Source organism: Nocardia sp. NPDC058499, assembly GCF_042719915.1.
Taxonomy (GTDB): domain Bacteria; phylum Actinomycetota; class Actinomycetes; order Mycobacteriales; family Mycobacteriaceae; genus Nocardia.
In genome coordinates this window covers 193,088-215,130 of record NZ_JBHXMZ010000007.1, presented here as the reverse complement: position 1 = coordinate 215,130, position 22,043 = coordinate 193,088, and the positions used below count along the sequence as shown (strand labels likewise).

The 22,043-nt window shown below is 66.3% G+C and carries 19 protein-coding genes and 3 tRNA genes; 8 read left to right on the top strand and 14 right to left on the bottom strand.

Features of this window, described 5'->3' with window-relative positions; translation table 11 throughout:
- Window positions 1–58: 58 nt before the first annotated feature.
- Window positions 59–132: transfer RNA gene (locus tag ACFWPH_RS22340), tRNA-Arg, on the top strand.
- 217 nt (window positions 133–349) lie between these two features.
- Here the strand turns inward: ACFWPH_RS22340 and ACFWPH_RS22335 are convergent.
- Window positions 350–1,453, bottom strand: coding sequence for a hypothetical protein (locus ACFWPH_RS22335; RefSeq protein WP_378753946.1), 1,104 nt, complete (start codon window positions 1,451–1,453; stop codon window positions 350–352).
- Between the two features lie 260 nt (window positions 1,454–1,713).
- Here ACFWPH_RS22335 and cmrA point away from each other — a divergent pair, with 260 nt between their 5' ends.
- The 3 genes from cmrA (at window position 1,714) to ACFWPH_RS22320 (ending at window position 3,405) form a co-directional block, all read left to right on the top strand.
- Entirely contained in the window at window positions 1,714–2,517 is an 804-nt protein-coding gene (gene cmrA / locus ACFWPH_RS22330) for a mycolate reductase (protein WP_378753944.1), read from the top strand.
- Between the two features lie 85 nt (window positions 2,518–2,602).
- Window positions 2,603–3,244, top strand: coding sequence for an oligoribonuclease (gene orn / locus ACFWPH_RS22325; RefSeq protein ID WP_280417939.1), 642 nt, complete (start codon window positions 2,603–2,605; stop codon window positions 3,242–3,244).
- A gap of 88 nt (window positions 3,245–3,332) precedes the next feature.
- Window positions 3,333–3,405, top strand: a tRNA-His gene (locus ACFWPH_RS22320).
- A gap of 55 nt (window positions 3,406–3,460) precedes the next feature.
- Here ACFWPH_RS22320 and ACFWPH_RS22315 read toward each other — a convergent pair.
- The 6 genes from ACFWPH_RS22315 to ACFWPH_RS22290 all read right to left on the bottom strand — a co-directional run bounded on the left by ACFWPH_RS22315 (window position 3,461) and on the right by ACFWPH_RS22290 (window position 8,589).
- Entirely contained in the window at window positions 3,461–4,159 is a 699-nt protein-coding gene (locus ACFWPH_RS22315) for a DUF4389 domain-containing protein (RefSeq protein ID WP_378753942.1), read from the bottom strand.
- Between the two features lie 166 nt (window positions 4,160–4,325).
- The gene (locus ACFWPH_RS22310) at window positions 4,326–5,372 is read right to left on the bottom strand and encodes a mechanosensitive ion channel family protein (protein WP_378753940.1); all 1,047 of its coding nucleotides are present in this window, start codon (window positions 5,370–5,372) and stop codon (window positions 4,326–4,328) included.
- Window positions 5,373–5,560: 188 nt separating this feature from the next.
- Complete coding sequence (locus tag ACFWPH_RS22305; RefSeq protein ID WP_378753938.1) at window positions 5,561–5,881, bottom strand: hypothetical protein; 321 nt, start codon at window positions 5,879–5,881, stop codon at window positions 5,561–5,563.
- A gap of 69 nt (window positions 5,882–5,950) precedes the next feature.
- On the bottom strand, window positions 5,951–6,301 hold the full coding sequence (locus ACFWPH_RS22300) for a hypothetical protein (RefSeq protein WP_378753936.1): 351 nt from the start codon (window positions 6,299–6,301) through the stop codon (window positions 5,951–5,953).
- The gene (locus tag ACFWPH_RS22295; RefSeq protein ID WP_378753932.1) at window positions 6,301–7,485 is read right to left on the bottom strand and encodes a fatty acid desaturase family protein; all 1,185 of its coding nucleotides are present in this window, start codon (window positions 7,483–7,485) and stop codon (window positions 6,301–6,303) included. The genes ACFWPH_RS22300 and ACFWPH_RS22295 overlap by 1 nt, the downstream gene beginning before the upstream one ends.
- Window positions 7,486–7,533: 48 nt before the next feature.
- Entirely contained in the window at window positions 7,534–8,589 is a 1,056-nt protein-coding gene (locus ACFWPH_RS22290) for a ferredoxin reductase (protein WP_378753930.1), read from the bottom strand.
- A gap of 177 nt (window positions 8,590–8,766) precedes the next feature.
- On the opposite strand from ACFWPH_RS22290, the gene ACFWPH_RS22285 reads away from it, so the two are divergent.
- Window positions 8,767–9,375, top strand: a complete 609-nt coding sequence (locus ACFWPH_RS22285) for a TetR family transcriptional regulator (RefSeq protein ID WP_378753928.1) — start codon at window positions 8,767–8,769, stop codon at window positions 9,373–9,375.
- 10 nt (window positions 9,376–9,385) lie between these two features.
- On the opposite strand, the gene ACFWPH_RS22280 is transcribed toward ACFWPH_RS22285, so the two are convergent.
- Together ACFWPH_RS22280 and ACFWPH_RS22275 are read right to left on the bottom strand one after the other, a co-directional pair.
- Window positions 9,386–10,714, bottom strand: coding sequence for an MFS transporter (locus tag ACFWPH_RS22280; protein WP_378753926.1), 1,329 nt, complete (start codon window positions 10,712–10,714; stop codon window positions 9,386–9,388).
- 430 nt (window positions 10,715–11,144) lie between these two features.
- Window positions 11,145–11,220 (bottom strand) — tRNA-Lys (locus ACFWPH_RS22275).
- Between the two features lie 356 nt (window positions 11,221–11,576).
- On the opposite strand from ACFWPH_RS22275, the gene ACFWPH_RS22270 reads away from it, so the two are divergent.
- On the top strand, window positions 11,577–12,734 hold the full coding sequence (locus ACFWPH_RS22270; protein WP_378753924.1) for an Ig-like domain-containing protein: 1,158 nt from the start codon (window positions 11,577–11,579) through the stop codon (window positions 12,732–12,734).
- Window positions 12,735–12,840: 106 nt separating this feature from the next.
- On the opposite strand, the gene ACFWPH_RS22265 is transcribed toward ACFWPH_RS22270, so the two are convergent.
- The 4 genes from ACFWPH_RS22265 to ACFWPH_RS22250 form a co-directional block, all read right to left on the bottom strand.
- Window positions 12,841–13,821: an ATP-binding cassette domain-containing protein gene (locus ACFWPH_RS22265; protein WP_378753922.1), complete on the bottom strand. Its 981-nt coding sequence runs from the start codon at window positions 13,819–13,821 to the stop codon at window positions 12,841–12,843.
- A 15-nt stretch (window positions 13,822–13,836) separates the two neighbouring features.
- Window positions 13,837–14,682 carry an ABC transporter permease gene (locus tag ACFWPH_RS22260; RefSeq protein ID WP_378753920.1) on the bottom strand — a complete coding sequence of 282 codons (846 nt, stop codon included), beginning with the start codon at window positions 14,680–14,682 and terminating at the stop codon, window positions 13,837–13,839.
- Window positions 14,675–15,508, bottom strand: a complete 834-nt coding sequence (locus ACFWPH_RS22255; RefSeq protein WP_378753918.1) for an ABC transporter permease — start codon at window positions 15,506–15,508, stop codon at window positions 14,675–14,677. The genes ACFWPH_RS22260 and ACFWPH_RS22255 overlap by 8 nt, the downstream gene beginning before the upstream one ends.
- A 99-nt stretch (window positions 15,509–15,607) precedes the next feature.
- Complete coding sequence (locus tag ACFWPH_RS22250) at window positions 15,608–17,647, bottom strand: FAD-dependent oxidoreductase (RefSeq protein ID WP_378753916.1); 2,040 nt, start codon at window positions 17,645–17,647, stop codon at window positions 15,608–15,610.
- Window positions 17,648–18,380: 733 nt separating this feature from the next.
- Between ACFWPH_RS22250 and ACFWPH_RS22245 the strand changes: the two genes are divergently transcribed.
- Both ACFWPH_RS22245 and ACFWPH_RS22240 read left to right on the top strand, forming a co-directional pair.
- Complete coding sequence (locus tag ACFWPH_RS22245; RefSeq protein ID WP_378753914.1) at window positions 18,381–19,016, top strand: transglycosylase SLT domain-containing protein; 636 nt, start codon at window positions 18,381–18,383, stop codon at window positions 19,014–19,016.
- Between the two features lie 436 nt (window positions 19,017–19,452).
- Window positions 19,453–19,764: a hypothetical protein gene (locus ACFWPH_RS22240; protein WP_378753912.1), complete on the top strand. Its 312-nt coding sequence runs from the start codon at window positions 19,453–19,455 to the stop codon at window positions 19,762–19,764.
- A gap of 27 nt (window positions 19,765–19,791) precedes the next feature.
- Here the strand turns inward: ACFWPH_RS22240 and ACFWPH_RS22235 are convergent, their stop codons facing one another.
- The gene (locus ACFWPH_RS22235) at window positions 19,792–21,912 is read right to left on the bottom strand and encodes an acyltransferase family protein (protein ID WP_378753910.1); all 2,121 of its coding nucleotides are present in this window, start codon (window positions 21,910–21,912) and stop codon (window positions 19,792–19,794) included.
- Between the last annotated feature and the right edge of the window lie 131 nt (window positions 21,913–22,043).

The following is a 22,043-nucleotide window of genomic DNA, read 5'->3' as shown; positions in this document are numbered from 1 at the left end:
CGATCGCTACACTTTTCGGCTGGACAGCGCGGCCGTTGTCCGCCATGGTGGAAACACTGCCTCCGTAGCTCAGTTGGATAGAGCAAGGGCCTTCTAATCCCTAGGTCGCAGGTTCGATTCCTGCCGGGGGCGCTCCACCCACCCGACTGAGCTGTTCGGGCCAGTCGGAGTGGGTGTACCCACTCGGGCGCCACACAAACACGTCAGATCGACCGTAGCGTCAGGTTTTCCGAGTGAATTCGGCCCACCGGCACGGAGCCTGCGGTCATGGTGCTGTCGCCACTACAGCAGCCTCTCGGCGGAGAACCCTTTTCGCGAGGCCGCCGCAGACACACCGCACCGACCCGAGCTACTCGCCACGCATCGGCCCTGGCCCGGAAGCGAGGCGGAGCCCGAACAGCAGATCGGTGTTGCGAACATACTCCGGCTGTTCCTGTCCCCGAAGCAGTCCCGTCTGGCGAATCCAGCTCCGGTGCCAATGGTGCGATTCCGGTAAGGCGATGCCGCATCGCGCGGCGGTGTCGCGGAGCCGCCCGCCGGCCGCACCGACGGCACCGGCGAACAATTTCGGACTACCGCCCGTATCGGTTTCCCGGTAGGCACACGCCTCCTGCAAGAGGGCACGAGCCGCGGGCGGGATCACCCATACATACACATCAGCGGCCCGGGAGTAACCGATCGGACCGGTGAAGACGAGCGCGTCGCCCGTCGATGCCACCCGTGGTACACAACCCAACTCCACCGTGGTGGCGCCCGTGAAGAGCGTCGTCGCGAGGGCCGCGGCATCGACCGGGTCGGCAATCCGCTCCCGGATCCATTCGACGGTCGTGGTGTCGAGCCGGCGCGTGGTCATCCCGGTACCCACCGAGTAATTGAGGTCGGGCGGCAACTCCAAGCGCATACCGTGCAGCAGGCAGGCCGCCTGGGCGCCGCGCAACCGGACCACCGTGTGCCCCCGGCCCGGGCTGCCCGCGACGAAACTGCCGAGAAATCGATAGAGCCCGAGGATGTCCAGCCATTCGTCGGTCCGTCCCACCACACGGGCGGGCGGAAACCGCCGCGCCGCGGGACGCGGCCGCAGCACGGTCCGCATCCGTTCGGCCCAGGCCACCTCGTTGCGGCCGAACCAGATCGGGTCGGCCCGGCGGTCCAGGTCGTGGCGGCAGGGTTCACCGCTGCGCGCGGTGAACCACCGGCAGGTGGCGTCGAGACCTCGGGTGTATACCGCATCGACACGTGCGAATTCGGCCGGTGTCAGTCGCCGGTAGGCGTCGGCACGGAAGGTGGCGACGTCACTGTCGGGTATCCGCGCAAGTAGATCGTCGCCGGTGGTCAACGACACCCGGAGCCGAGGGCTGTGTCCCGCGTCGCGGTATCCCATCTGACGGGTGCCGGGCTCCGGTGCGCGATACCGCGGGGACCGGCGCACCGTAGGACCGGTGGTATCGGTCACGGCACCAGCTTTCCGGATGGCCGCCTCGTCCTACTACGACTCGTCTCTGCCATGCAGAACATTCGATCACCTACTTCGGCTATGAGCCAGCCGATCGGCCAGAACTCAACAGCACTTGACAGTTCAAGCGATGAATTCGCGCTTCCGTTGTGTCGGCGCGGCAATGAAAGCCCGAGAATGCAGAATCACACTGTCCACCCGGACGCAGCTGGGAAAACCCGCCGAGGCCCACGCCCGCGCATTTGTCCTAGGGTGTCCGAATGGGTTTGCCTTCGCCTACCGCCGACAGCCGTGCCGTTGTGACCGGAGCCTCCTCCGGGATCGGGACCGCACTGGCGACCGAACTCGCCCGGCGCGGCTACTCACTCATCCTGGTGGCACGCCGGGAGGAACTGCTCGGCGAACTCGCCGATCGTCTCACCCGGACGCACGGCATCACCGCGGAGGTCCGCGCCGTCGATCTGGCCGACCGAGCGCAGCGCGCACCGCTGAGTGCGGAACTGTCCGAGCGCGTCATCTCGATTCTGTGCAACAACGCCGGTATCGCGACCTTCGGACCGATCACCGGCCTGGATCCGGATTACGAGCGCGCCCAGCTCGAGCTGAACGCGGTCGCCGTGCAGGATCTGACGCTGGCGGTGCTGCCCACCATGCTGGCCCGGCGCGCCGGCGGCATCCTGGTCAGCGGTTCGGCCGCCGGTAATATGCCCATCCCGAACAACGCCACCTACGCGGCGAGCAAGGCATTCGCGAACACCTTCACCGAATCCCTGCGCGGGGAGCTGAAAGACACCGGGGTGCATATCACACTCCTGGCCCCCGGACCGGTCCGTACCGAAACCCCCGACCCCGCCGACGCTTCGCTCGTGGACCGGATGGTCCCGGATTTTCTCTGGGTTTCTTCCGAGTACACCGCACGGATTTCGATCGACGGGCTCGCCCGCAACAAAACCCGGGTGGTTCCAGGGCTGATCGGCAAAGGAATGAGCACCGCCGGCAACTACGGTCCGCGTGCGTTCACCGCTCCCGTCGCGGGCGCCTTCTACAAAAAGCTCGGCGGGTGACGAACCCACCCGCCCGAAGTCGTTCACAGATCGTGACCACCACGATTGCACCGCACGGACAGCCGGGCTGATTAGGGTAGGACGAGTGTCCGACAAATTAGTGGTGTGGATGGATTGTGAGATGACCGGTCTCGACCTGGTCAACGACAAGCTCATCGAGGTGGCCGCCCTCGTAACCGATAGCGAACTGAACGTCCTCGGTGACGGTGTGGATATCGTGATCCACGCCGACGACGCGGCGCTGGCCGCCATGCCGCAGGTGGTTGCCGATATGCACGCCCGCTCCGGTCTCACCGAGGAGGTCCGCAAATCCAGCGTGACCCTCGCCGAGGCCGAACAGCAGGTGCTCGACTACATCAAGCAGTACGCCCCTACCGCGGGCGTGGTCCCGCTGGCCGGTAATTCCATCGCCACCGACCGCGGCTTCCTCGCCCGGGATATGCCGCTGCTCGACCAGCACCTGCATTATCGGATGATCGATGTGAGCTCCATCAAGGAACTGTGCCGGCGCTGGTATCCGCGGATCTACTTCGGCCAGCCGGAGAAGGGCCTGACCCATCGCGCGCTGGCCGATATCCGGGAATCACTCCGGGAACTCGAGTACTACCGCCGCACGGTGTTCGTCCCCGCGCCGGGACCGTCGACGGCAGAGATCACCGCCATTGCCGCAGAGGTCAGCGCACGGTCGGCGGAGGAGATCGCGGCCGCGGCCGAGGAGTCGATATAGGCCCAGGTCACCGCCACTCCGGAAACCGATTGGCTAACAGCGGGGTGAACGCGCTAGTATCTAGGCCGCCGGTGCAAAACCGGCAATGGTGAGTGTAGTTCAGTTGGTAGAGCACCAGGTTGTGATCCTGGCTGTCGCGGGTTCGAGTCCCGTCACTCACCCTGAAAGCCCGAGGGCCCATGGCCCTCGGGCTTTTTTCTTTTCCGGTGAGTCCGGTCAGACCGCGGGTTTGGTCGTATCGACCGCCGGCGGCACCTGGTCACGGGCGCCCTGATCCAACCGGAACGGCGGATACTCGTCGCGCAGGAGTGAGGTGTAGATCTGCACCCGCAGCATCCACCGATTGACACCCATCACGAAGTCGAACAGTCCCTGGGAGTACCGGGCGACGAAGAGCAGGCCGACGAGCGCGACCAGGGTCAGCACGCCGATCAGCGGAAGACCGGCCGCACTGGCCATAACGTCTGCATCGTCGGCCACCACCCAGGCCGCGCCGGTCATCGCGCCGATGATCAGGTAGTGCGGGATGGCCAGCAGCCACCACTTCACCAGCACCAGGCCGCGATGCAGAGTCGGCGGATAGTCGACGTCCAGGTCCGCGGGATAGTTGTCGTCGGCAGACAGGGCGAACGGCGGATACTTGTCCGTTCCGGCCGGGGTCCAGGCGTAGAAACTCACCCGCCACGACCAGCGGATCACACCGACGCTGTAGTCGAACAGCGCTCGCGGATACCGGCCGGTGAACAGGATCGCGAAGAACGCGATCACCGTGACGACGGCATAACCGATATGTAGGAAGAACAGAACTATGTAGTGCGGTATGGCGAGGATCCATTTGACGATCCACATCCAGCGCGACAGCGCGGGATCGAGGTCGCCGCGGATACGGACCGGATAACCGGCGGGAGCAGACATAGCGATCGGGCTCCTTCGAGAGTGCTGGCCCGGCCGGCCGGATTTCAGCGCGGCCGTACCTCAATTGTGAGGTACAACACACCGTTTCGCGATGAACGCGACACAAAGACACGCCATCGAGATCAACTCGTGAAGGAGTCCGCGAAGCGTCCGCGGGATTCGCTCGCTACCGGGCCGGCGCGTCGAGCCCGTCCAGTGCCGCCAGCCGGGGCAGCGCGCCGGGGTAGTTCTCGTTGAGCCAGCCGATCAATTCCTCGCGTACGGCGCAGCGCAGCGACCATACGGCGTCGGGATCGCGGGCCGTCATCGATGCCCGGACCTCGATACCGGTCGGCGTGCTGTCGGTGACCAGCAGGTTCCAGCTGCGACCGTCCCAATCCGGGTGATCGCTCAGATATTCGTAGAGATGCGCGCGCAGTTCGGCCACCGGCGTGCTGTGATCCAGGTGCAGATAGACCGTGCCGGTCATCTCGTTCCCGCCCTTGGACCAGTTCTCGTACGGTTTGCTGTTGAAATACGAGACCGGCATGGTGAGCCGGCGGTCGTCCCAGATCCGCACGGTCAGGAAGGACAGCGTGATCTCCTCGACGGTGCCCATCTCGCCCTCGACCACGACCGTATCGCCGATTTTCACCGAATCGCCGAAGGCGATCTGCAACCCCGCCATCAGATTGCTCAGCGTGGACTGGGCGGCCACACCGGCGATGATGCCGATGATGCCGGCCGAGGCCAGCAGCGAGGTACCCAGAACCCGCAGTTCCGGAAACAGCACCAGCATGGCGATCGCGGCGGTGGCGACGGCCAGGACCGTGCTGGCGATCCGCCGGATCAGGGTGAACTGGGTGTTGAGCTGGCGTACCCGGCGGGGATCGCGCGCGCGGCGCGAATAGGTATTGAGCAGGCCGTCGGCGACGGCGTCGGCGATTCGCACCACCAGCCATACCGCCGACATGGTGACCATCGTGGCCAGAACACTGAGGATCACCGTGTCCTGCCGCAGGTTCAGGTCCGCCAAGGGGTAGGTCATCCGCAGCGCGGCGAATCCGAGGAACAGTTGTAGCGGCAGTTGCACCCGGCGCAGCAGGCCGGGAATCGGGGTCTTCGGATGGCGGGCGGACCAGTACCGTAGCCCGCGGTCGATGGCCCAGCCGATCGCGATCGTCACGGCCAGCGTGCCCCCTAGCACGATCAGCAGCCGTAATACGTTCTCCACAGGTCCAACTCCTTGCCATCGCCTACGTTATCGAAACCCCGAGACAAGGCTACAGTTCGGTAACGGCGATGCACCAACAGTCACGGGAAGCCCACCGGATTCCGTACGGAATGCGACCGGCGCCACTTCCCGGCACATACCCGCCGCACTGCCTCTCATGCGTCGGTGACACATAGGCACCGCCCGTGTTACTCCGGGGTTCGCCCTTCGGCCGAGTACAGCCGGACCTCGCCGCCCTCCCCCAGGAATGCGTTGACCAGCATCACTCGCTCGGCGCGCAGGGCATCGGCGTCGGGTGCGTCGGTGGTGATGGATATCTGCGGGATCGCGGCCCAGTTCACCACGTAGCGTTCCGGGGGCCCGGCGTCGTCGGACAACCGCGCGAGCCGGAAGACCGATACCGTCTTCCGTTCCATGAGGCCCCGCACCACCTCGGCGATCCGCTCGGGATCCTCCAGCGCGAACAGGAATCCGAAGGTCAGCTCCGGGGAGGACACATAGGCGGGCACGAGACCAGAGGTTAGCTCATGGGTAACCGCCCGGTGTGAATTATCCCACCGGGCGGTTTCCGGTCCTGATCAGAAGTGCTTACCGGGACGGTCGGGGTCCGCGATCTCGGCATCCACCACGTCGGCGTCCACCACATCGGCAGCCGGCGGTGTCACCGCGGGTTTCGTCTCCGAGGTAGCCGGACCACCGGAATCCTCCATGTGCTCGGCGGAGTCCCGGCCGGAGTCGGTGGCCGAATCGCGGCGGGCCGCGGCGGCGGCCTCGTTCATCTCGATCGCGTCGGTGATCCACTCACCGATCTCCCGGGTCACCTCGGCGACGGTCCCGGTGATGATTCCCGCGATATTGCCCACCCGGCGCGCGCCCGAGGAGGTGAGTTCCTGGATCAGATCCTTGTTGGCCTCGAATTTGCCGATCATCACACGCCCGCTCCGGTTGGACTCTGCTGACGCATCACGATAACACCGGGCTCTTCGCGTTTCCGCAGTACAGCGGGCAGGAAGCGGGCGAACCGGGACTGCTGGACCTGCGGCGGCAGGGCCAGCTGGAAGATCTTGGCCCAGACCGAACCGATCTGCTTACCGAGCGGCCCACTGTTGTAGGGCAGGCCGAATTTCTCGCACAGTGCCCGCACCTCCGGCGCGATCTCCGGGTACCGGTTGGCCGGCAGATCCGGGAACAGATGGTGCTCGATCTGGTGCGACAGGTTGCCGGACATGATGTGGAACAGCGGGCTGCCGGTGATATTGGCCGAGCCGAGCATCTGCCGGACGTACCATTCCCCGCGGGTCTCCTCGGCGGTCTCCTCCTCGGTGAAACTCTGCACACCCGACGGGAAATGCCCGCAGAAGATGATCGAGTACGCCCAGAGGTTGCGCACCAGGTTGGCGGTCACGTTGCCGGCGAGAGTGGACAGGAACAGTGGGCCGGACAGCAGCGGGAAGGCCACATAGTCCTTGAGCACCTGCCGTCCCGACTTGCGCAACTGACCCTTGATCAGCGGTTTGAGTTCCGCCCAGGTGCGTTTGCCCTTGACGATGTTGTCGGCCTCGAGGTCGTGCAGCATCACGCCCCATTCGAAGAACACCATCAGCAGGAACGCGTACAACGGATTGCCCAGGTAGTACGGGTGCCAGTCCTGACCCTCGTCGATCCGCAGCACGCCGTAGCCGATATCCCGGTCGCGCCCGTGGATATTGGTGTACGTGTGGTGCATGTAGTTGTGCGAATGCTTCCACTGGTCGGCCGGGCAGACCGTATCCCATTCGAACACGCGCGAATTGAGGTTCGGCTCACGCATCCAGTCGAACTGGCCGTGCATCACGTTGTGGCCGATCTCCATATTGTCCAGGATCTTCGACACGCTCAGCGCGGCGACGCCCGCCAGCCAGAACGGCGGCAGGAAACCCAGATACATCAGCCCGCGCCCGGCGATTTCGAAACCGCGCTGCGCCTTGATGATGTTGTAGATGTATTCGCGGTCGCGCTCGCCCAGATCGGCGACGAGACGGTCGCGCAGCGCGTCGAGCGTCCGGCCGATTTCCTCGACTTGATCGGGCGAGAGGACCAGCGGTCCGTCCTTGGTCTCGGTGAGGATGGTCATGCTGTTCTCCCCTTCGGTTCGGATATCGGATTCCGGGTGCACGCGGAATCAGATTTCGATGTCCACGTCGCCGACGGCGGCCTGGACGCAGAGTTGGATCGGCTGGTCGGGGTCGGTTTCCAGGTCGCCGGTGCGCAGGTTGCGGGTGCAGCCGCTGCGCCGCACCGAGGTGCAGGAGAAGCAGATCCCCATCCGGCAGCCGTACTCCGGGCTGAGCCCGGCCGCTTCGGCCTGCTCGAGCAGCGAGGCCCCCGCGTTCTCGGCGGTGACCCCGCTGGCGGAGAAGGTGGTGGCCCCGTGCACCTCGGCCGTATCCACCGGGATCGCCGTCGCGACGAACTCCTCGGTGTGCAGTCGTTCACTGAGCTCTTCGGCGGTGAAGATCTCGCGCACCGTTTCCATCAGCGGCGGCGGGCCGCACAGGAAGGTGTGCGCCTCGGCGAACCACGGTGCCACCCGGACGAGTTCGTCGTGATCGAATCCGCGACCGTCGCGCTCCGGGTACCGCAGTTCCACGGAGATATTCGGATGGGCGGCAGCGAGTGCGGCGAGCTCGCCCCGATGCGGTACCAGCTCCGGCGACCGCGCGTAATGCAGGAACACCACCTCGCCCGAGTAGTCCTCGTCGGCGAGCGTGCGCAGCATCGACAGCACGGGGGTGACCCCGCTGCCGCCGCTGATCAACAGCACTCGGTCCGGCCGCTGCGGCGGCAGATGGAACACCCCGGAGGCCGGTTCGAGGTCCAGGACCATGCCCGGCTGGGCGTGTTCGTGCAGGTGGCGGGATACGAGGCCGTGCGGGTGCACCCGGATGGTGAGGTCGAGCCGGCGGCGCCGATCGTGCTGGGAGTTCACCGGCGAATAGCAGCGGGTATGCCGCACACCGTCGATCACCACCCCCAGCTGCACGAACTGGCCGGCCAGCAGGCCGCCCCATTGCCGGGTCGGGCGCAGGCTCAGCGACAGCGTGCCCGGTACCGACCGGTCGACGTCGACGATCCGGGCCCGCATATCGCGGACGGTGAGCGTCGGGCGCACCAGTTCCAGGTACCGGTCCACCGGGTGCGGGGTGGTCAGGGTCTGTACCAGGTCGAGGAGGGCCATCGGAGTTCTCCGTCCCTGTCTGTCGGTCGCGTCACGAAACTTCGATCGGTTTCGGTGCACGAATGTACACTCAACTAGTGTGCCGGATACCCCGACCGAACTGTCAACCAGGAATCGGTGTGACGCGGACGACAAGATGGAGAAGATCGAATGGTGAACGGCTGTATGCTCACTGAAATGACCGATCAGGGAGCGAGCCGTGTCGAGCGCAAGGAGCGCACCCGGCAGGCCCTGCTCGACGGCACTCTCGCGCTCGCCGCCGAGCGCGGTTTCGGCGCGTTGAGCCTGCGCGAGATCGCCCGCTCGGCCGGTATCGTGCCGACCGCGTTCTACCGGCATTTCGCCTCGCTCGAAGACCTCGGCGCCACCCTCGTCGACGAAGGCGTGCAGGCCCTGCGGCTGGCGCTGCGGCAGCTGCGCCGGACACCGGATGCGCGGCTGTCGGAAACCGTGCGCTTCGTCTTCGGCGAGGTCGCCGCCAAACGGGCACTGTTCGGTTTCCTGATCCGGGAGCAGCGCGGCGGCAGCGCACCCCTGCGTACGGCGATCGCACTCGAACTACAACTGATCGTGCGCGAACTCGTGGCCGATCTGTCCCGGGTGCCGGCCTTGGATTCCTGGTCCCCGGACGATCTGGAGGTCGCGGCCGACCTGCTGGTCGCGACCGTGACCGACGGTATCGCCGACTACGTATCCGCCGCGCCGCGCGAACAACAGCCGATCATCGAGCGGACGATCGCGCAGGTCCGGCTCATCGCCCTCGGTATGGGCGTCTGGAAACCCTGACCGCGAGGCCCTACCCGGTCGCTGCGGGCGCAGTGCGCTCCCGCTCGGGTGCCGCAACCAGCAGCACCGCGACCAGCCCGGCACCGAGCACCACCAGCAACCCGGCGATACCCGCCCGGTCCGCGTCGAAAGCCCAGACGAACAGGCCGAACAGGGTCGGCGACAGGAACGAGGCCGCCCGGCCCGTGGTGGTGTAGAGCCCGAACAGCTGACCTTCCCGCCCCGGCGGTGTCAGCCGGGTCAGGAACGAACGCGCGGAAGCCTGCGCGGGGCCGACGAACAAGGTCAGCGCCAGGCCGAAGATCCAGAACATGGCGGCACCGGAGACCAGCAGCAGCGCGATACCGCACACCACCGTGCCGGCCAGGGAGACCACGATCACCCGTTTCGGCCCGACCGAATCGTCGAACCGGCCGGCCACGATCGCCCCCAGGGCGGCGACGACGTTCGCGCCGATACCGAACAGCAGCACATCGGAATCGCTGATCCCGTACACCTGCACGGCCAGCACCGCCCCGAAGGCGAACACACCGGCCAGCCCGTCCCGGAAAACCGCGCTGGCGAGCAGGAACCAGATCACCCGGCGGTCCAGAGCCCAGAGTTCGCGCAGGTCGCGCCACAGCACCCGGTACGAGCCGAGGAATCCCGCCGTGGCGGCCCCCGGGTCGGCGCCGATGCGGGGCACCTCCGGGACCGCGAAGAACACCGGCAGCGCGAATACCGCGAACCAGACCGCCGCCACGACCACCACCAGCCGGATGTTCAGCCCATCATCGGTGCCGATACCCAGCAGGCCGCGTTCGCCGCCGTCGCCGGAGATGAACCCGAAGTAGCAGATCAGCAGTAGGACGATGCCACCGAAGTACCCCATTGCCCAGCCGAAACCGGAAACCCGGCCGACGGTGTCCGGCGTGGACACCTGGCGCAGCATAGCGTTGTAGGGCACGGTCGAAAGCTCGAAGAAAACATGGCCCAGCGCCAGCAGCACCAGACCCAGCCACAGGTAGTGATATTCGTCACGAACCAAGGACATGGCGGCCATCAGGCCGACCACGACCGCGGTCATGATCGCCAGTGAACGTTTGCGATTCGCGGTCGCGTCGAAACGCTGCCCGATGACCGGTGCGGTCAGTGCGACCAACAGGCCGGCGAACCCGAGGGCCCAGCCCAGCCATGCGCTGGCCGAGATATCGCCAGGCAGATCATCGCCCACGCTGTCGGTGAGATAGACGGCGAAAACGAACGTGGCGATCACGGCATTGAAGGCGGCCGATCCCCAGTCCCACAGCCCCCATGCGACGACCCTTGCCCGCCCTACCGGGGCCTCCACGGTGCTCATACCGCCCCTGCCGGGCATACGAGCCGGGAACCGGCGTGGTCACGCTCCGCTACCGTCACCGGGCCGGGCTCACTCATGCTGAGCACAGTAATGGATACCGGCGAACCGGACCCGGGCTCCGAGTGGCGAACGTCCGGCCACCTTCCGGGATCGAAGGTGATGCAAATCAGTTACGCCCGGCGCGGTGTCCTTGTGGCGGATTCCACACCGGCGTTGTATCGGTACGCACGTTTGTCGACGACGAACAGCGGTGAGGCGGTGGTGGATTTGGCTGATCGCGAGACGTACGTCCGGGACACCGGTGAGAGGGCGCAGGGCCGCTCGCAAGAAGATCGACGGAATTCGGCCGGCAGTCGGCACATACGGCGGGAGCTGGGACTTTGCCCGAATACTGGGGAAGGTCGAACTCGAGGTCCGGAAACTGCGGTGATGGTGCGCCATCAGGGACTCGAACCCCGAACCCGCTGATTAAGAGTCAGCTGCTCTGCCAATTGAGCTAATGGCGCGTGCCCCGTCGTGCGGTGCGGGACAGACATTAACAGGCCCGGGCCGCAGAAGTGAAATCGATACCGAGTCGGCCCGGCGTGAGCCGGACGACGCCGTAACAAACGGCAGGCCGAACCCTATGTGTAGGTGGGCCACCGGAGCCGGAAGCGATACTCGACGGTTGGGATCACTTCGGCACGGCTGGCAGAATGTTGGGCGTGGTCTCGACCGATCCCGCCGCTGCGGTGGGTCGAGGTGAGCAGGTAATCGGTCGGATCCGAAGCCATCGGCGCGTAGCGGGTGTGCCGGGACTTGAAACGGGGTTGATATGCGTATAGGTGGTCGGCGCAGGCCGATCGGTTGGGTTTTCGGACCGATGGTCCTCGTCGCCTTGCTGGCGATGGTGTTGACCGGGTGTTCCTCGTCGGAGGCGTCGGAGGGCACGGTAGCCATCGACCGTAACCCCATCACCGAACTCATCAAGCCCAAGCTGGTCGCACCCGTCAAGGACGGCGATATCGGCGTTTCCCCGGCGGACCCGATGAAGTTCGAGATCACCGACGGTCTGTTCACCGAGGTGACTCTGCTCAACCCGGAGAACCAGCCGGTGGCCGGAAAGCTTTCGGAGGACGGCCGCAGCTGGGCGACCACCGAGGCTTTGGGCTACAGCAAGACCTACCGTCTGCAGGCCAGGTCCATCGGCCTCGGTGGCGAAGCCACCGCGGGTATGAGCTTCACCACCACGGCCCCGGGCAATGTCACCAAGCCGTACCTGACCCCGGGTGAGGGCGAGGTCGTCGGTATCGGGCAGCCCGTGGCGATCCAGTTCGACGAGAACATCCCCGACCGCAAGGCCGCGCAGGATGCCATCACCATCAAGACCGAACCGCCGGTGGAGGGCGCCTTCTACTGGGTGAACAACCGCGAGGTCCGGTGGCGGCCCGAACATTTCTGGGCACCCGGCACCCGGGTGAACATCGATGTGAACGTCTACGGCAAGGATCTCGGCAACGGCCTGTACGGCCAGAACGATATCCACTCTCATTTCGTGGTGGGTGATGCGGTGATCTTCACCGCCGACGACAACACCAAGATGGTGACGGTGGAGCGCAACGGCCAGGTCATCCGCACCATGCCGACATCGATGGGCAAGGACGACACCCCGACCGACAACGGCATCTACATCATCGCGGATAAGCACGCGCAGATGGTGATGGACTCCTCCACCTACGGGGTCGCGGTGAACTCGCCCGACGGCTACCGCACCGATGTGGAGTGGGCCACCCGGATGTCCTACAGCGGGATCTTCTTCCATTCGGCGCCGTGGTCGCTGGGCGCTCAGGGTAATACGAACACCAGCCACGGCTGTCTGAACCTGAGTCCGGCCGATGCTCAATGGGTGTTCAACAATGCCAAACGCGGTGATCTCGCGATCGTGAAGAACACGGTGGGCGGCACCCTGTCCGGAGTCGACGGCCTGGGTGACTGGAACATCCCGTGGCCGGAATGGAAGGCCGGCAACGCCGAGATGTGAGAGCTCGGGCACGCTAGTCGGTAGCGAAGTCCGACCCGCAGAGCCGTCTCACAGACACGTACCGCAGTCGAGGCGCCGGTCCCCCGGGACCGGCGCCTCGGGCATTTCAGCGAGCGGTTTCGTACAGCCGCCGCACGATGTCCTCGATATCGGGTTCTTCGATGGACAGATCGCGGACCTCGGCGCGGGCCGACACCTCGGCCAGTAGCTGGGCGGCGGTGGTGGTGTCGGCGTCGAAGGCGAGCCGCTGCCGCATTCCGCCGGCTTCGCAGCCGAGTAACTGCACCCCGGGCAGGTCGCCGAGCGGCGGCGCGGGCATCGTGAGGTCAACGGTCAGGACCCGCTGCGCACCCACCATCGCGCCCAGGCCGGGTAGCGATCCGTTGTAGGCGAGCCGGCCGTGGTCGACCACCAGTACGCGATCGCAGAGTCGTTCGATATCCCCCATATCGTGCGTGGTGAGCAGCAGTGTGGTGCCACGTTCCAGCCGTTCGGCCCGCAGGAATTCGCGTAGCCGCTGCTTGGACAGGACATCCAGGCCGATGGTCGGCTCGTCGAGAACGATCAGCTCCGGAGAGTGCAGCAGCGCCGCCGCGACCTCGGCGCGCATCCGCTGCCCCAGCGACAACTGCCGGACAGGGGTATCGAGGGTTTCCCCCATTTCCAGTTGGTCGACCAATTCGGCGGTACGCGCCCGGCCGGCCATGGGATCCAAGCGGTGGATGGCGGCCAGGATCGTGAACGATTCGCGCAACGGCAGGTCCCACCACAGCTGCGAGCGCTGCCCGAACACCACACCGATCCGGCCGGCCAGTTCCCGGCGCCGCCGGATCGGTTCCAGCCCGCAGGTGCGCACCGTGCCGGCAGTGGGCACGAGGATGCCTGCGAGCATCTTGATGGTGGTCGATTTTCCGGCCCCGTTGGCGCCGATATACCCGACCGCCGCGCCCCGTTCGACCCGGAAGCTCATAGCGTCCACCGCCGTGACGACCTCGCGCCTGGGCCGCCGCCATGTACCGTCGCGCCGGTACCGGACGAACTCCCGCGTCAGATCCTCGACGTCGATGATCGAATCCGCCCCGGCCATCACCGATCTCCCATCTCATCCACCGCCGCTCTGATAGTGCCGGGTGCCCAGTCGCCACATCACCGCCGCCAGCAGCCATGCCCAGCCCGCCGCCAGCGGTACGCACCAGGCGAGCCAGGCCGGTAGTCCGGCCGGTCCCGGTAGCCCCAGCACGGCCAGCGTCGGGAAGTAGGCGGTGAACGCGACCGGTATCGCGACGCAGAACAGGATGCGCAGTGGAGTGGGGAACACCGAGGCGGGCTGGGTCGCCGCGAAGGATCCGCCGTAGGTGAAGCTGTTGGTCAGCTCCGCGCCGTCGATGAGGAAGAACTGGCAGCCCGCGGCCACCACGAACAGGCCCGCGAACAGCAGTGCGCCACTGACGACGGTCAGCACGAGCAGCACCACCGTACCCATGGACCATTCGATATCGTTGCGCACCAACCCGGCTGCCAGGACGACCAGGGCGACACCGCCCCGCGCCAGCCGGCGCAGCGAGAAATCGCTGGTGATCAGCTGTAACAAGACCGGTTGCGGGCGCAGATGATAGATATCGAGCATCCCGAGCCGGATCAGCGCGGGCAGCTTGTCCAGGTGACCGCAGACGAGCTGGGCCGCGGCGAACGCGAGATTACTCAGGCCGAACAGCAGGAGCGCGGCATCCATATCCAGGCCACCGAGCACCTTTGCCTGCCGGAAGATCAGCCATACCTCGGCGAATTCCACGAGACCCAGTAGCGTCGCCGCCAGGATTTCGCCGGCGAAGGACAGCCGGTACGAACGCTGCGCCCGGATCCGCGAATTCAGTACAGCGGCGTACGGCGCCCAGCGAGAACCGGTAGGACCGGGCCGTGGCGTGGCCGGCAATGCGGTCTCAACCACCTTGGACCTCCAGCTTCTGCCGCCCCGCCGCCAGTAGTACGCGTCCCAGCGCACCCACTGCCAACAGCCAGAAGATCTGCGTTCCGACCACCTGCACCGCGGCCCAGCCGATAACTCGTCCGGACAGCACATCCACCGGCACCTGCAGCATGGAAGGGAACGGCGTCGCGTTCGCGAATGTCTGCAACCAGTCCGGGAAGACGTGCACCGGAACGAACAGGCCCGCGAGAAAGGGCCCGCAGGTTTGGTAGAGGGTTCGGATACCGCGGGTTTCCACCACCCAGAAACCCGCCGTGGTCAGGGCGAACAGGGCAAGGCAGGAAATCGCGATACCCAGCAGGAGGCTGAGCGCACCGAGTAAGTAGGACGCCGGCGTACCGGGCAACACCAGCCCGAAGGTGAGCGAACCGATGAGCAGGCTCGGCACCAGGCGCGGTATCAGGGCGCAGATACCGCGTCCGAGATCGGTGGCGAGATTACTCAGCTGGACATCGACGGGCCGCAGGAAATCGACGACGATATCCCCGGAGCGGATCCGCTCGCCGAGTTCGTGTTCCGCGGACAAGAACTGCAGGGCGCCGAGCAGCCCCTGCGAGATCCAGACGTAGGCGCCGATGCTACCGGCGTCGTATCCGGCGAACCCACCCGTGGCGCCGACGGCCGCGACCATCACCGAGGCGCGCACGAATCCGAAGACCGAATTGGTGAACAGTCCGGCGAACATCGCCAGTTTGTAGTGCCACTGCCGCCGGAACCCGGCCACGAGCAGACGCCAGTAGACGGTCGCATATCCCGGGAGATCGGCCACGGCCGCGAGCACTCTCACCCCACCTCGTCCGGACACAAGGACGAGACCTTACCGCGCAGCCCGTTTCGGGAAAAGGCAATTTCGCGATCCGGTTCGGCGGCGACCCGCGGGACACACCTACAGTACGGCGGCCAGCCGCGTGCCCTGGTCGATGGCGCGTTTGGCATCCAGCTCAGCGGCCAGCTGCGCCCCGCCGATCACGTGCACGGTGATCCCGGCGGCGGCGAGTTCGGATTCGAGGTCGCGTACCGATTCCTGACCCGCGCAGACGATCACATTGTCGACGCGGATCACCTGGGGCCGCACTCGCTGCGGCCCGAAGCTGATATGCACGCCGTCGTCGTCGATCCGCTCGTAGTTGACCCCGCCGATCTGCTGCACTCCCTTGGCTTTCAGCGCCGCCCGGTGCACCCAGCCCGTGGTCTTACCGAGCCCTTTGCCGAACGGTGTGTCCTTACGCTGCAGCAGAACGACCTCGCGTGCCGCCGGACCCGGCCGCGCGGCACGTAATTGACCGCGCAACTGCTCGTCGTCGGCGTCGACCCCCCACTCCTGTTTCCATTCGTCCGGTTTCAGCGTGGGATGGCCTTCCACGGTGAGGTATTCGCTCACATCGAATCCGATTCCGCCCGCGCCGATCACGGCGACCCGCGCCCCGACGGGTTTCTGTTCACGAACCAGTTCCGCGTAGGACAGGACCATCGGATGGTCGATTCCCGGGATATCGGGAACCCGGGGCCGTACCCCCGTGGCCAGGATCACCTCGTCGTACCCGCCGGTGCGCAGTGCGGCGGCGGTGACCTGCGTGTTCAGGTGCACCTGCACCCCGGTCACCTCCAGTCTCCGGGTGAAATAGCGAATGGATTCGTCGAATTCCTCTTTGCCGGGGATACGCCGGGCGATATCGAACTGTCCCCCGATCCGGTCCAGTGCTTCGAACAACTCGACCCGGTGCCCACGCTCGGCCAGGTTGACCGCGGCGGACAGACCCGCCGGCCCGGCACCCACCACCGCGATATGTTTCGCGCGCCGGGTGGGCGCCAGCACCAGTTCGGTTTCGTGACCAGCCCGCGGGTTGAGCAGACAGGACACCGTCTTGCGCTGGAAAGCGTGATCGAGGCAGGCCTGGTTACAGGCGATACAGGTATTGATCTCGTCGCCCCGGCCGGCGGCCGCCTTGTTCGCCCATTCCGGATCGGCCAGCAACGGCCGGGCCATGGAGATCAGCTGGGCATCGCCGCGGGTGAGGATCTCCTCGGCGATTTCCGGCATATTGATCCGGTTCGACGCACACACCGGGATATCCACCGCCGCGGTGATCTTGGCGGTGAATTCGACGAACGCCGCCCGCGGCACCGAGGTGACGATGGTCGGCACACGCGCCTCGTGCCAGCCGATATCGGTGTTGAACACACTGACCCCGGCGGCCTCGAGTTCCCTTGCCAGCTCGACTATTTCGGTGAAACTCTGGCCGTTCTCGACAAGTTCGGCCATCGACAACCGGAAGATGATCAGGAAATCCGGGCCGAGGGCGGCACGGGTCCGGCGCACGATCTCCACGGCCAGCCGGCGACGATTCTCCGCCGACCCGCCCCAGCGGTCGGTGCGGTGGTTGGTCCGCGGTGCGAGGAACTGGTTGATGAAATAGCCCTCACCGCCCATGATTTCGACGCCGTCGTAGCCGGCGAAGCGAGCCAGTTCGGCGCAGCGCACATAATCGTCGATGGTGCGCCGGACCCCGCGATCCGAGAGGGCGCGCGGGCGGAACGGGTTGATCGGGGCCTTGATCGAGGAGGCGGAGACACTGCCCGGCACATAGGCGTAGCGGCCCGCGTGCAGGATCTGCAGTGCGATCTTCGCGCCGGCGTCGTGGACGGCGCGGGTGATGGCGCGGTGCCGATAGGCCTCGGTGCGGCTGGTCAGCTTCGCGCCGAACGGCAGCAGCCATCCGGTGCGATTCGGGGCGTAGCCGCCGGTGATGATCAGTCCGACCCCGCCGCGGGCGCGTTCGGCGAAGTAGGCGGCCAGGCGGTTCACATCCCATGCCCGGTCCTCCAGGCCGGTATGCATCGATCCCATGACCACCCTGTTCCGCAGTGTGGCGCCGCCCAGCTGGAGCGGGCTGAACAACTGCGGGTAACTCGTCGTCGAGTCCATCGCGGGCTCTCTTTCCGATATCCGTCCGGGCCCCGGCGCGGGCGCGGGGCCTGCCGGACCTCATCACACCATTGCGTATGCGGCGATACCACCCCCGGCAGCCACCTGAGCGACGAACGGCCGCTTCACCTGCCCGGATACCGGTTCGGCACCCGAGCGGATCCTGCGGTTCTTCCATCACGAGACCGTCACGAGAAGCTGAATCGAGGGTGTACCGGCAAAAGTTTTGTGTCGTGCACCACAGGAGGTTTAAAGATATTCCCCCAGGTCGGGGCGATACCGGAACGCGTTCATTTCACCGTTCAAGATCGGGCTCAATTTTTTCTCAGGCTCCGTTCACCTGCTGTTCACCTGCCGTGACCATTCTGAGATCCGGTCGGAAACGACCTGAGGTTCGACTGCTCCGCGAGATTGTGAACGCCGGGTTGGAAACAACCGGCCGGACCAGCCCGGCACAGCGCCGTAGATGAATACCGAACACGGTATGGCGACGGCCGAACCCGAACCACTCTACTCCACCGGGAGGTGGAGATCCGCCGGCGCGGCGGCCCGGGAAACCACCCGGCACCGCGGATGCGCCTTCCGGACCCGAACCGGCCTGTGTTCGGTGTCACACAACAAAACCCGACAACAGCACAGTCATGTTTTCCGGTCGCGACCCACCGGTCGCCGCCGAAGATCCGTGCTGCCCGAACCGGGCCGGATCCCGACCGATCAAGGACCGAATCCGCTCATGTACAACCACCGTTTCTCCAGCCTGCGCCGTCGCACCAAACGCGAAGCGATGGGCTTTGTACTCGCCACCGCCGGCGTCGTCGCCGTCACCGCCTCCTCCGCGGTCTCCATGGCCGACAACAGCGCGCCCACCAAGGTCGCGATGGTCGCCGAGCAGAAACCGGCAGTGACCGAAGCCGCCGCAGCGGCCCCCGCACCGCAGGTGGAGCCTGTTGCCGCCGCCGCACCGGCCCCGGCCCCCGCACCCGCCCCGGCGCCCGCGCCGGCCCCGGCACCCGCCCCCGCACCGGCACCGGCACCCGCCCCGGTCTACCCCAACAACCTCGACGGCTGGATCCGCCAGGCCCTGGACATCATGAACGCGAACGGCATCCCGGGCAGCTACGAAGGCATCCAGCGCAACATCCTGCGCGAATCCTCGGGTAACCCGGGCGCCATCAACCTCTGGGACTCGAACGCCATCGCGGGCATCCCCTCCAAGGGCCTGCTCCAGGTGATCGACCCCACCTTCGCCGCGTACCACGTACCCGGCACCCCGTTCGACGTCTGGAACCCGGTCTCGAACATCGTGGCGGCCTGCAACTACGCCGCCCACAAGTACGGCTCGATGGACAACGTCAACAGCGCTTATTAATTTGGCGCCGACTCCGTCGGCGCGGGTTTCGGCCCGCTGTGTTCAATGGCGCCACCTCCGGCGGCGCGGGTTTCGGCCCCCTTGGTCCCTGCTGTCAGCACTCGACACTCGCGGCTGCGCCGCATCGCATCGAGCACTGACAGCAGGGACGGGCCGAAACCTCTCAGGGCCTCGCTGAACTCGGCGCCGCCGTTGGTTGCGCTGGGCTCGGGGAGGGGCCCGTTGAACGCGGGACCCCGTTGGTTGGTGACGACGGGGCGGTCGCGGGCAGGGACAACTACAGCTTGGTCATCTGTGTGGGCTCATCGTGGACGCAACGGCGCGTACCACTGTCCGCGAGTGTGGCCAGGGGGAACCCCACAATGGCGTGGGTGCGCGGTGTCGTGTGAAAACACGGCACCGCGCCGTGCTGTTCGGGGCCCACTTACACTTGTGTATGGCCGATTACGCGCATTCCCCGGCCGCGGAGGCCGGCCGGGCCGCCAAAGCGCGGCAGCTGGCCGGATATCTGTGGGACCGGGAGATTACCGGTTCCGAACTACTCGATCTGCCCGACGCGGTGCGGCGCAAGCTGGCGCGCGCGGCGGGGGTCAATCCGCCCAGCACCGCGGAAACCTGGCGGTCGGTGGCCGGGCTCCTGGACGAGAAAGCCGCCTGGGCCGAACGTAATCCCGATCACCCGGCGGCGCGACGCCCGCACCGTGACGAGAAGCTGCTGTGGGTCAAGCCCCCGATCACCCCGTGGTGAGGGGCTTATCGGGGGCTTGCCTGTTGCTCACCACCAGCCGGTGGCGATACCTATCTGCCGTTCCAGTTCCGGGGCGAGGGTGCGCGCATAGCTGGCGCTGAGGTGGTGCTCGTCGTGGTACACCAGCACATTGCCTTCGACCACCCGGCAGATCTCCGGGCCGCATACCGAATCGGTGAGATCCAGCAGGCGCATATTCGGAAAAGCCGCCGCGTGGATCAGTGCGGGATTCACCGGCGCCAGCGCCGCCGTACGCGGCATACCGCAGGTCGCGCTGTCCCCACCCGCGGCCAGGCAGTCCACGGCGCTGTAGCGCACACCGGTCGGGCTGCGCAGCCAGGGCGTGTCACGGATGGCCAGCACGTTCAGATTGCGTTCGGCCAGCGCCGCCCACACATCGAGGTATTCGGCGGGTACCGCGTCACCACCGCTGGGCCAGATCGGGGCCGTCGCGGTGGTGAACACCCAGTCCGGCGGATCGGCGGCCAGAATGTCGACCACCGCACGGGACCAGTCGCGGCAATCGGAGATATCCAGGCCCCGATACTGGGCGTCGTCGCGGATATTGAGTGAACAGCCCATCTTCAGGTACACGACGACTTTGATGTCGTGGACCTTGGCCAGTGCGTCCATGGCGGGCATCCAGTGCTCGGCATGGGAATTACCGACCATGGCGATGGTGCGTGAACCGTTGGGATCCCCGTAGGTGCAGGTCGTCACTTCTTTGTTGAACCAGTCGGAGATACAGCCGTCGCGAGTGGGGGCCGGAAGGTCGTTGGAGGCCTCCAGAATCGAGGGCCGCAGCTTCGCCACCGGCACCTCGGCACCGGCGAACAATGCCTCGGCACCCGGATATTCGTTCACCGGCAGCGCCTCGACCGGCTGGGAAGGCGTCCGCGCGACCACCACCTGCCAGGTAACGCAGGCGCCCAGGACCAGTACCCCGACCAGGCTCACCGCGACACCCGGAACGCGACGCCGCCAGACCGGGGCCGTCACAGTTGCGCCGGAGCGCACCCGTAGCGGTTCCTCGATGAACTTGTTGGTGAGCACGGCGAGAATCAGCGAGACACCGATGACCAGCAGCCCGCCGTCCAGCCCCGCATGCGGTTTCCCGGTCTGCACCAGGTAGTAGATGAGCAGTGGCCAGTGCCACAGATACAGCGAATACGCGATGGCGCCGAGTTCGACCATCGGCCGGGTCGCGAGCAACCGGCTGACGATCGGTTGCCGCCCGCTCTCCGTGCGGATCCCGGCAATGATCAACGCGACCGCGGCGCCGACCGGGAACAATGCGGCCGGTCCCGGGAACTGGCGGGCGCCGTCGAACAGCAGGCCGCATACCAGTACGGCGACGAGGCCGCCGACCGCGAGCAGGGCCGCCAGCCACCGTCCGATCCGGCCGGCACCGAGCCGCAGCCACGGTAACGCGGCGGCCAGCAGGGCACCGGTCAGCAATTCCCAGGCGCGGGCGGCGCTGTCGTAATAGGTCCACTCCTGCGAGACCGTCATCCAAACAGTGGCGTAGACGAACGAGGCGGCACCCAGCAGCACCGACAGCGCCACGATCGCGGGCCGCACGGCGCCCGGCGACCCGAAGCGGCGGCACACCCACGCGACCAGCCCCAGCAGCACGACGATGGCCACATAGAACTGCCCCTGGACCGCCATCGACCACAGATGCTGCAGCGGGCTCACCGAGGGATCGGCGGCCAGATAACTCTCCGCGGCCTGCGCGAGGTACCAGTTCTGGTAGTAGAGGGCCGAGGCCATCGTCTGGCCCGACATATCGCCCCAGATCGAGTACGGCTTGGTGGCAACGGTGACGACGGCCACCACGGCGAGCACGACCATGAGGGCGGGCAGCAGCCGCCGTGCCGTACGCGTCGCGACCTGCCGCGCATCCACCTGTCCGGTGCGTTCCACCCGCCGCAGCAACATTCCGGTGAAGAAGAACCCGGACAGCACCAGGAAGATATCGACGCCGCCGGAAACCTTGCCGTACCAGACGTGGAAGGCGACTACCAGGGCGATCGCGATACCGCGGAGACCGTCGAGGTCGAGCCGGTAATCGGCCGGACGTGCGGGGGTGCCGGGCTGCGCTGCCGGAGTTGGCTCCGCTGCGTCACGGTCTTTGATTCGCAACAACTTGCTCTCTCCGACCTATCGGCTTCTCCGCCGGGCCCTGTGGGGATCGATTGACAGCAGCGAAGAACGAGCCTCGGACATAGCATGCATCCCTATCACAATGTGTGGTCTCCGGCGAATTCCGCCGCTGT

Coding starts and splice junctions, on each gene's coding strand:
- cmrA (WP_378753944.1), top strand. CDS start 1,714: ATGGGTTTGCCTTCGCCTACCGCCGACAGCCGTGCCGTTGTGACCGGA.
- ACFWPH_RS22315 (WP_378753942.1), bottom strand. CDS start 4,159: ATGTCTGCTCCCGCCGGTTATCCGGTCCGTATCCGCGGCGACCTCGAT.
- ACFWPH_RS22300 (WP_378753936.1), bottom strand. CDS start 6,301: ATGATCGGCAAATTCGAGGCCAACAAGGATCTGATCCAGGAACTCACC.
- ACFWPH_RS22295 (WP_378753932.1), bottom strand. CDS start 7,485: ATGACCATCCTCACCGAGACCAAGGACGGACCGCTGGTCCTCTCGCCC.
- ACFWPH_RS22290 (WP_378753930.1), bottom strand. CDS start 8,589: ATGGCCCTCCTCGACCTGGTACAGACCCTGACCACCCCGCACCCGGTG.
- ACFWPH_RS22285 (WP_378753928.1), top strand. CDS start 8,767: ATGACCGATCAGGGAGCGAGCCGTGTCGAGCGCAAGGAGCGCACCCGG.
- ACFWPH_RS22280 (WP_378753926.1), bottom strand. CDS start 10,714: ATGAGCACCGTGGAGGCCCCGGTAGGGCGGGCAAGGGTCGTCGCATGG.
- ACFWPH_RS22270 (WP_378753924.1), top strand. CDS start 11,577: ATGGTCCTCGTCGCCTTGCTGGCGATGGTGTTGACCGGGTGTTCCTCG.
- ACFWPH_RS22265 (WP_378753922.1), bottom strand. CDS start 13,821: ATGGCCGGGGCGGATTCGATCATCGACGTCGAGGATCTGACGCGGGAG.
- ACFWPH_RS22250 (WP_378753916.1), bottom strand. CDS start 17,647: ATGGACTCGACGACGAGTTACCCGCAGTTGTTCAGCCCGCTCCAGCTG.
- ACFWPH_RS22245 (WP_378753914.1), top strand. CDS start 18,381: ATGTACAACCACCGTTTCTCCAGCCTGCGCCGTCGCACCAAACGCGAA.
- ACFWPH_RS22240 (WP_378753912.1), top strand. CDS start 19,453: ATGGCCGATTACGCGCATTCCCCGGCCGCGGAGGCCGGCCGGGCCGCC.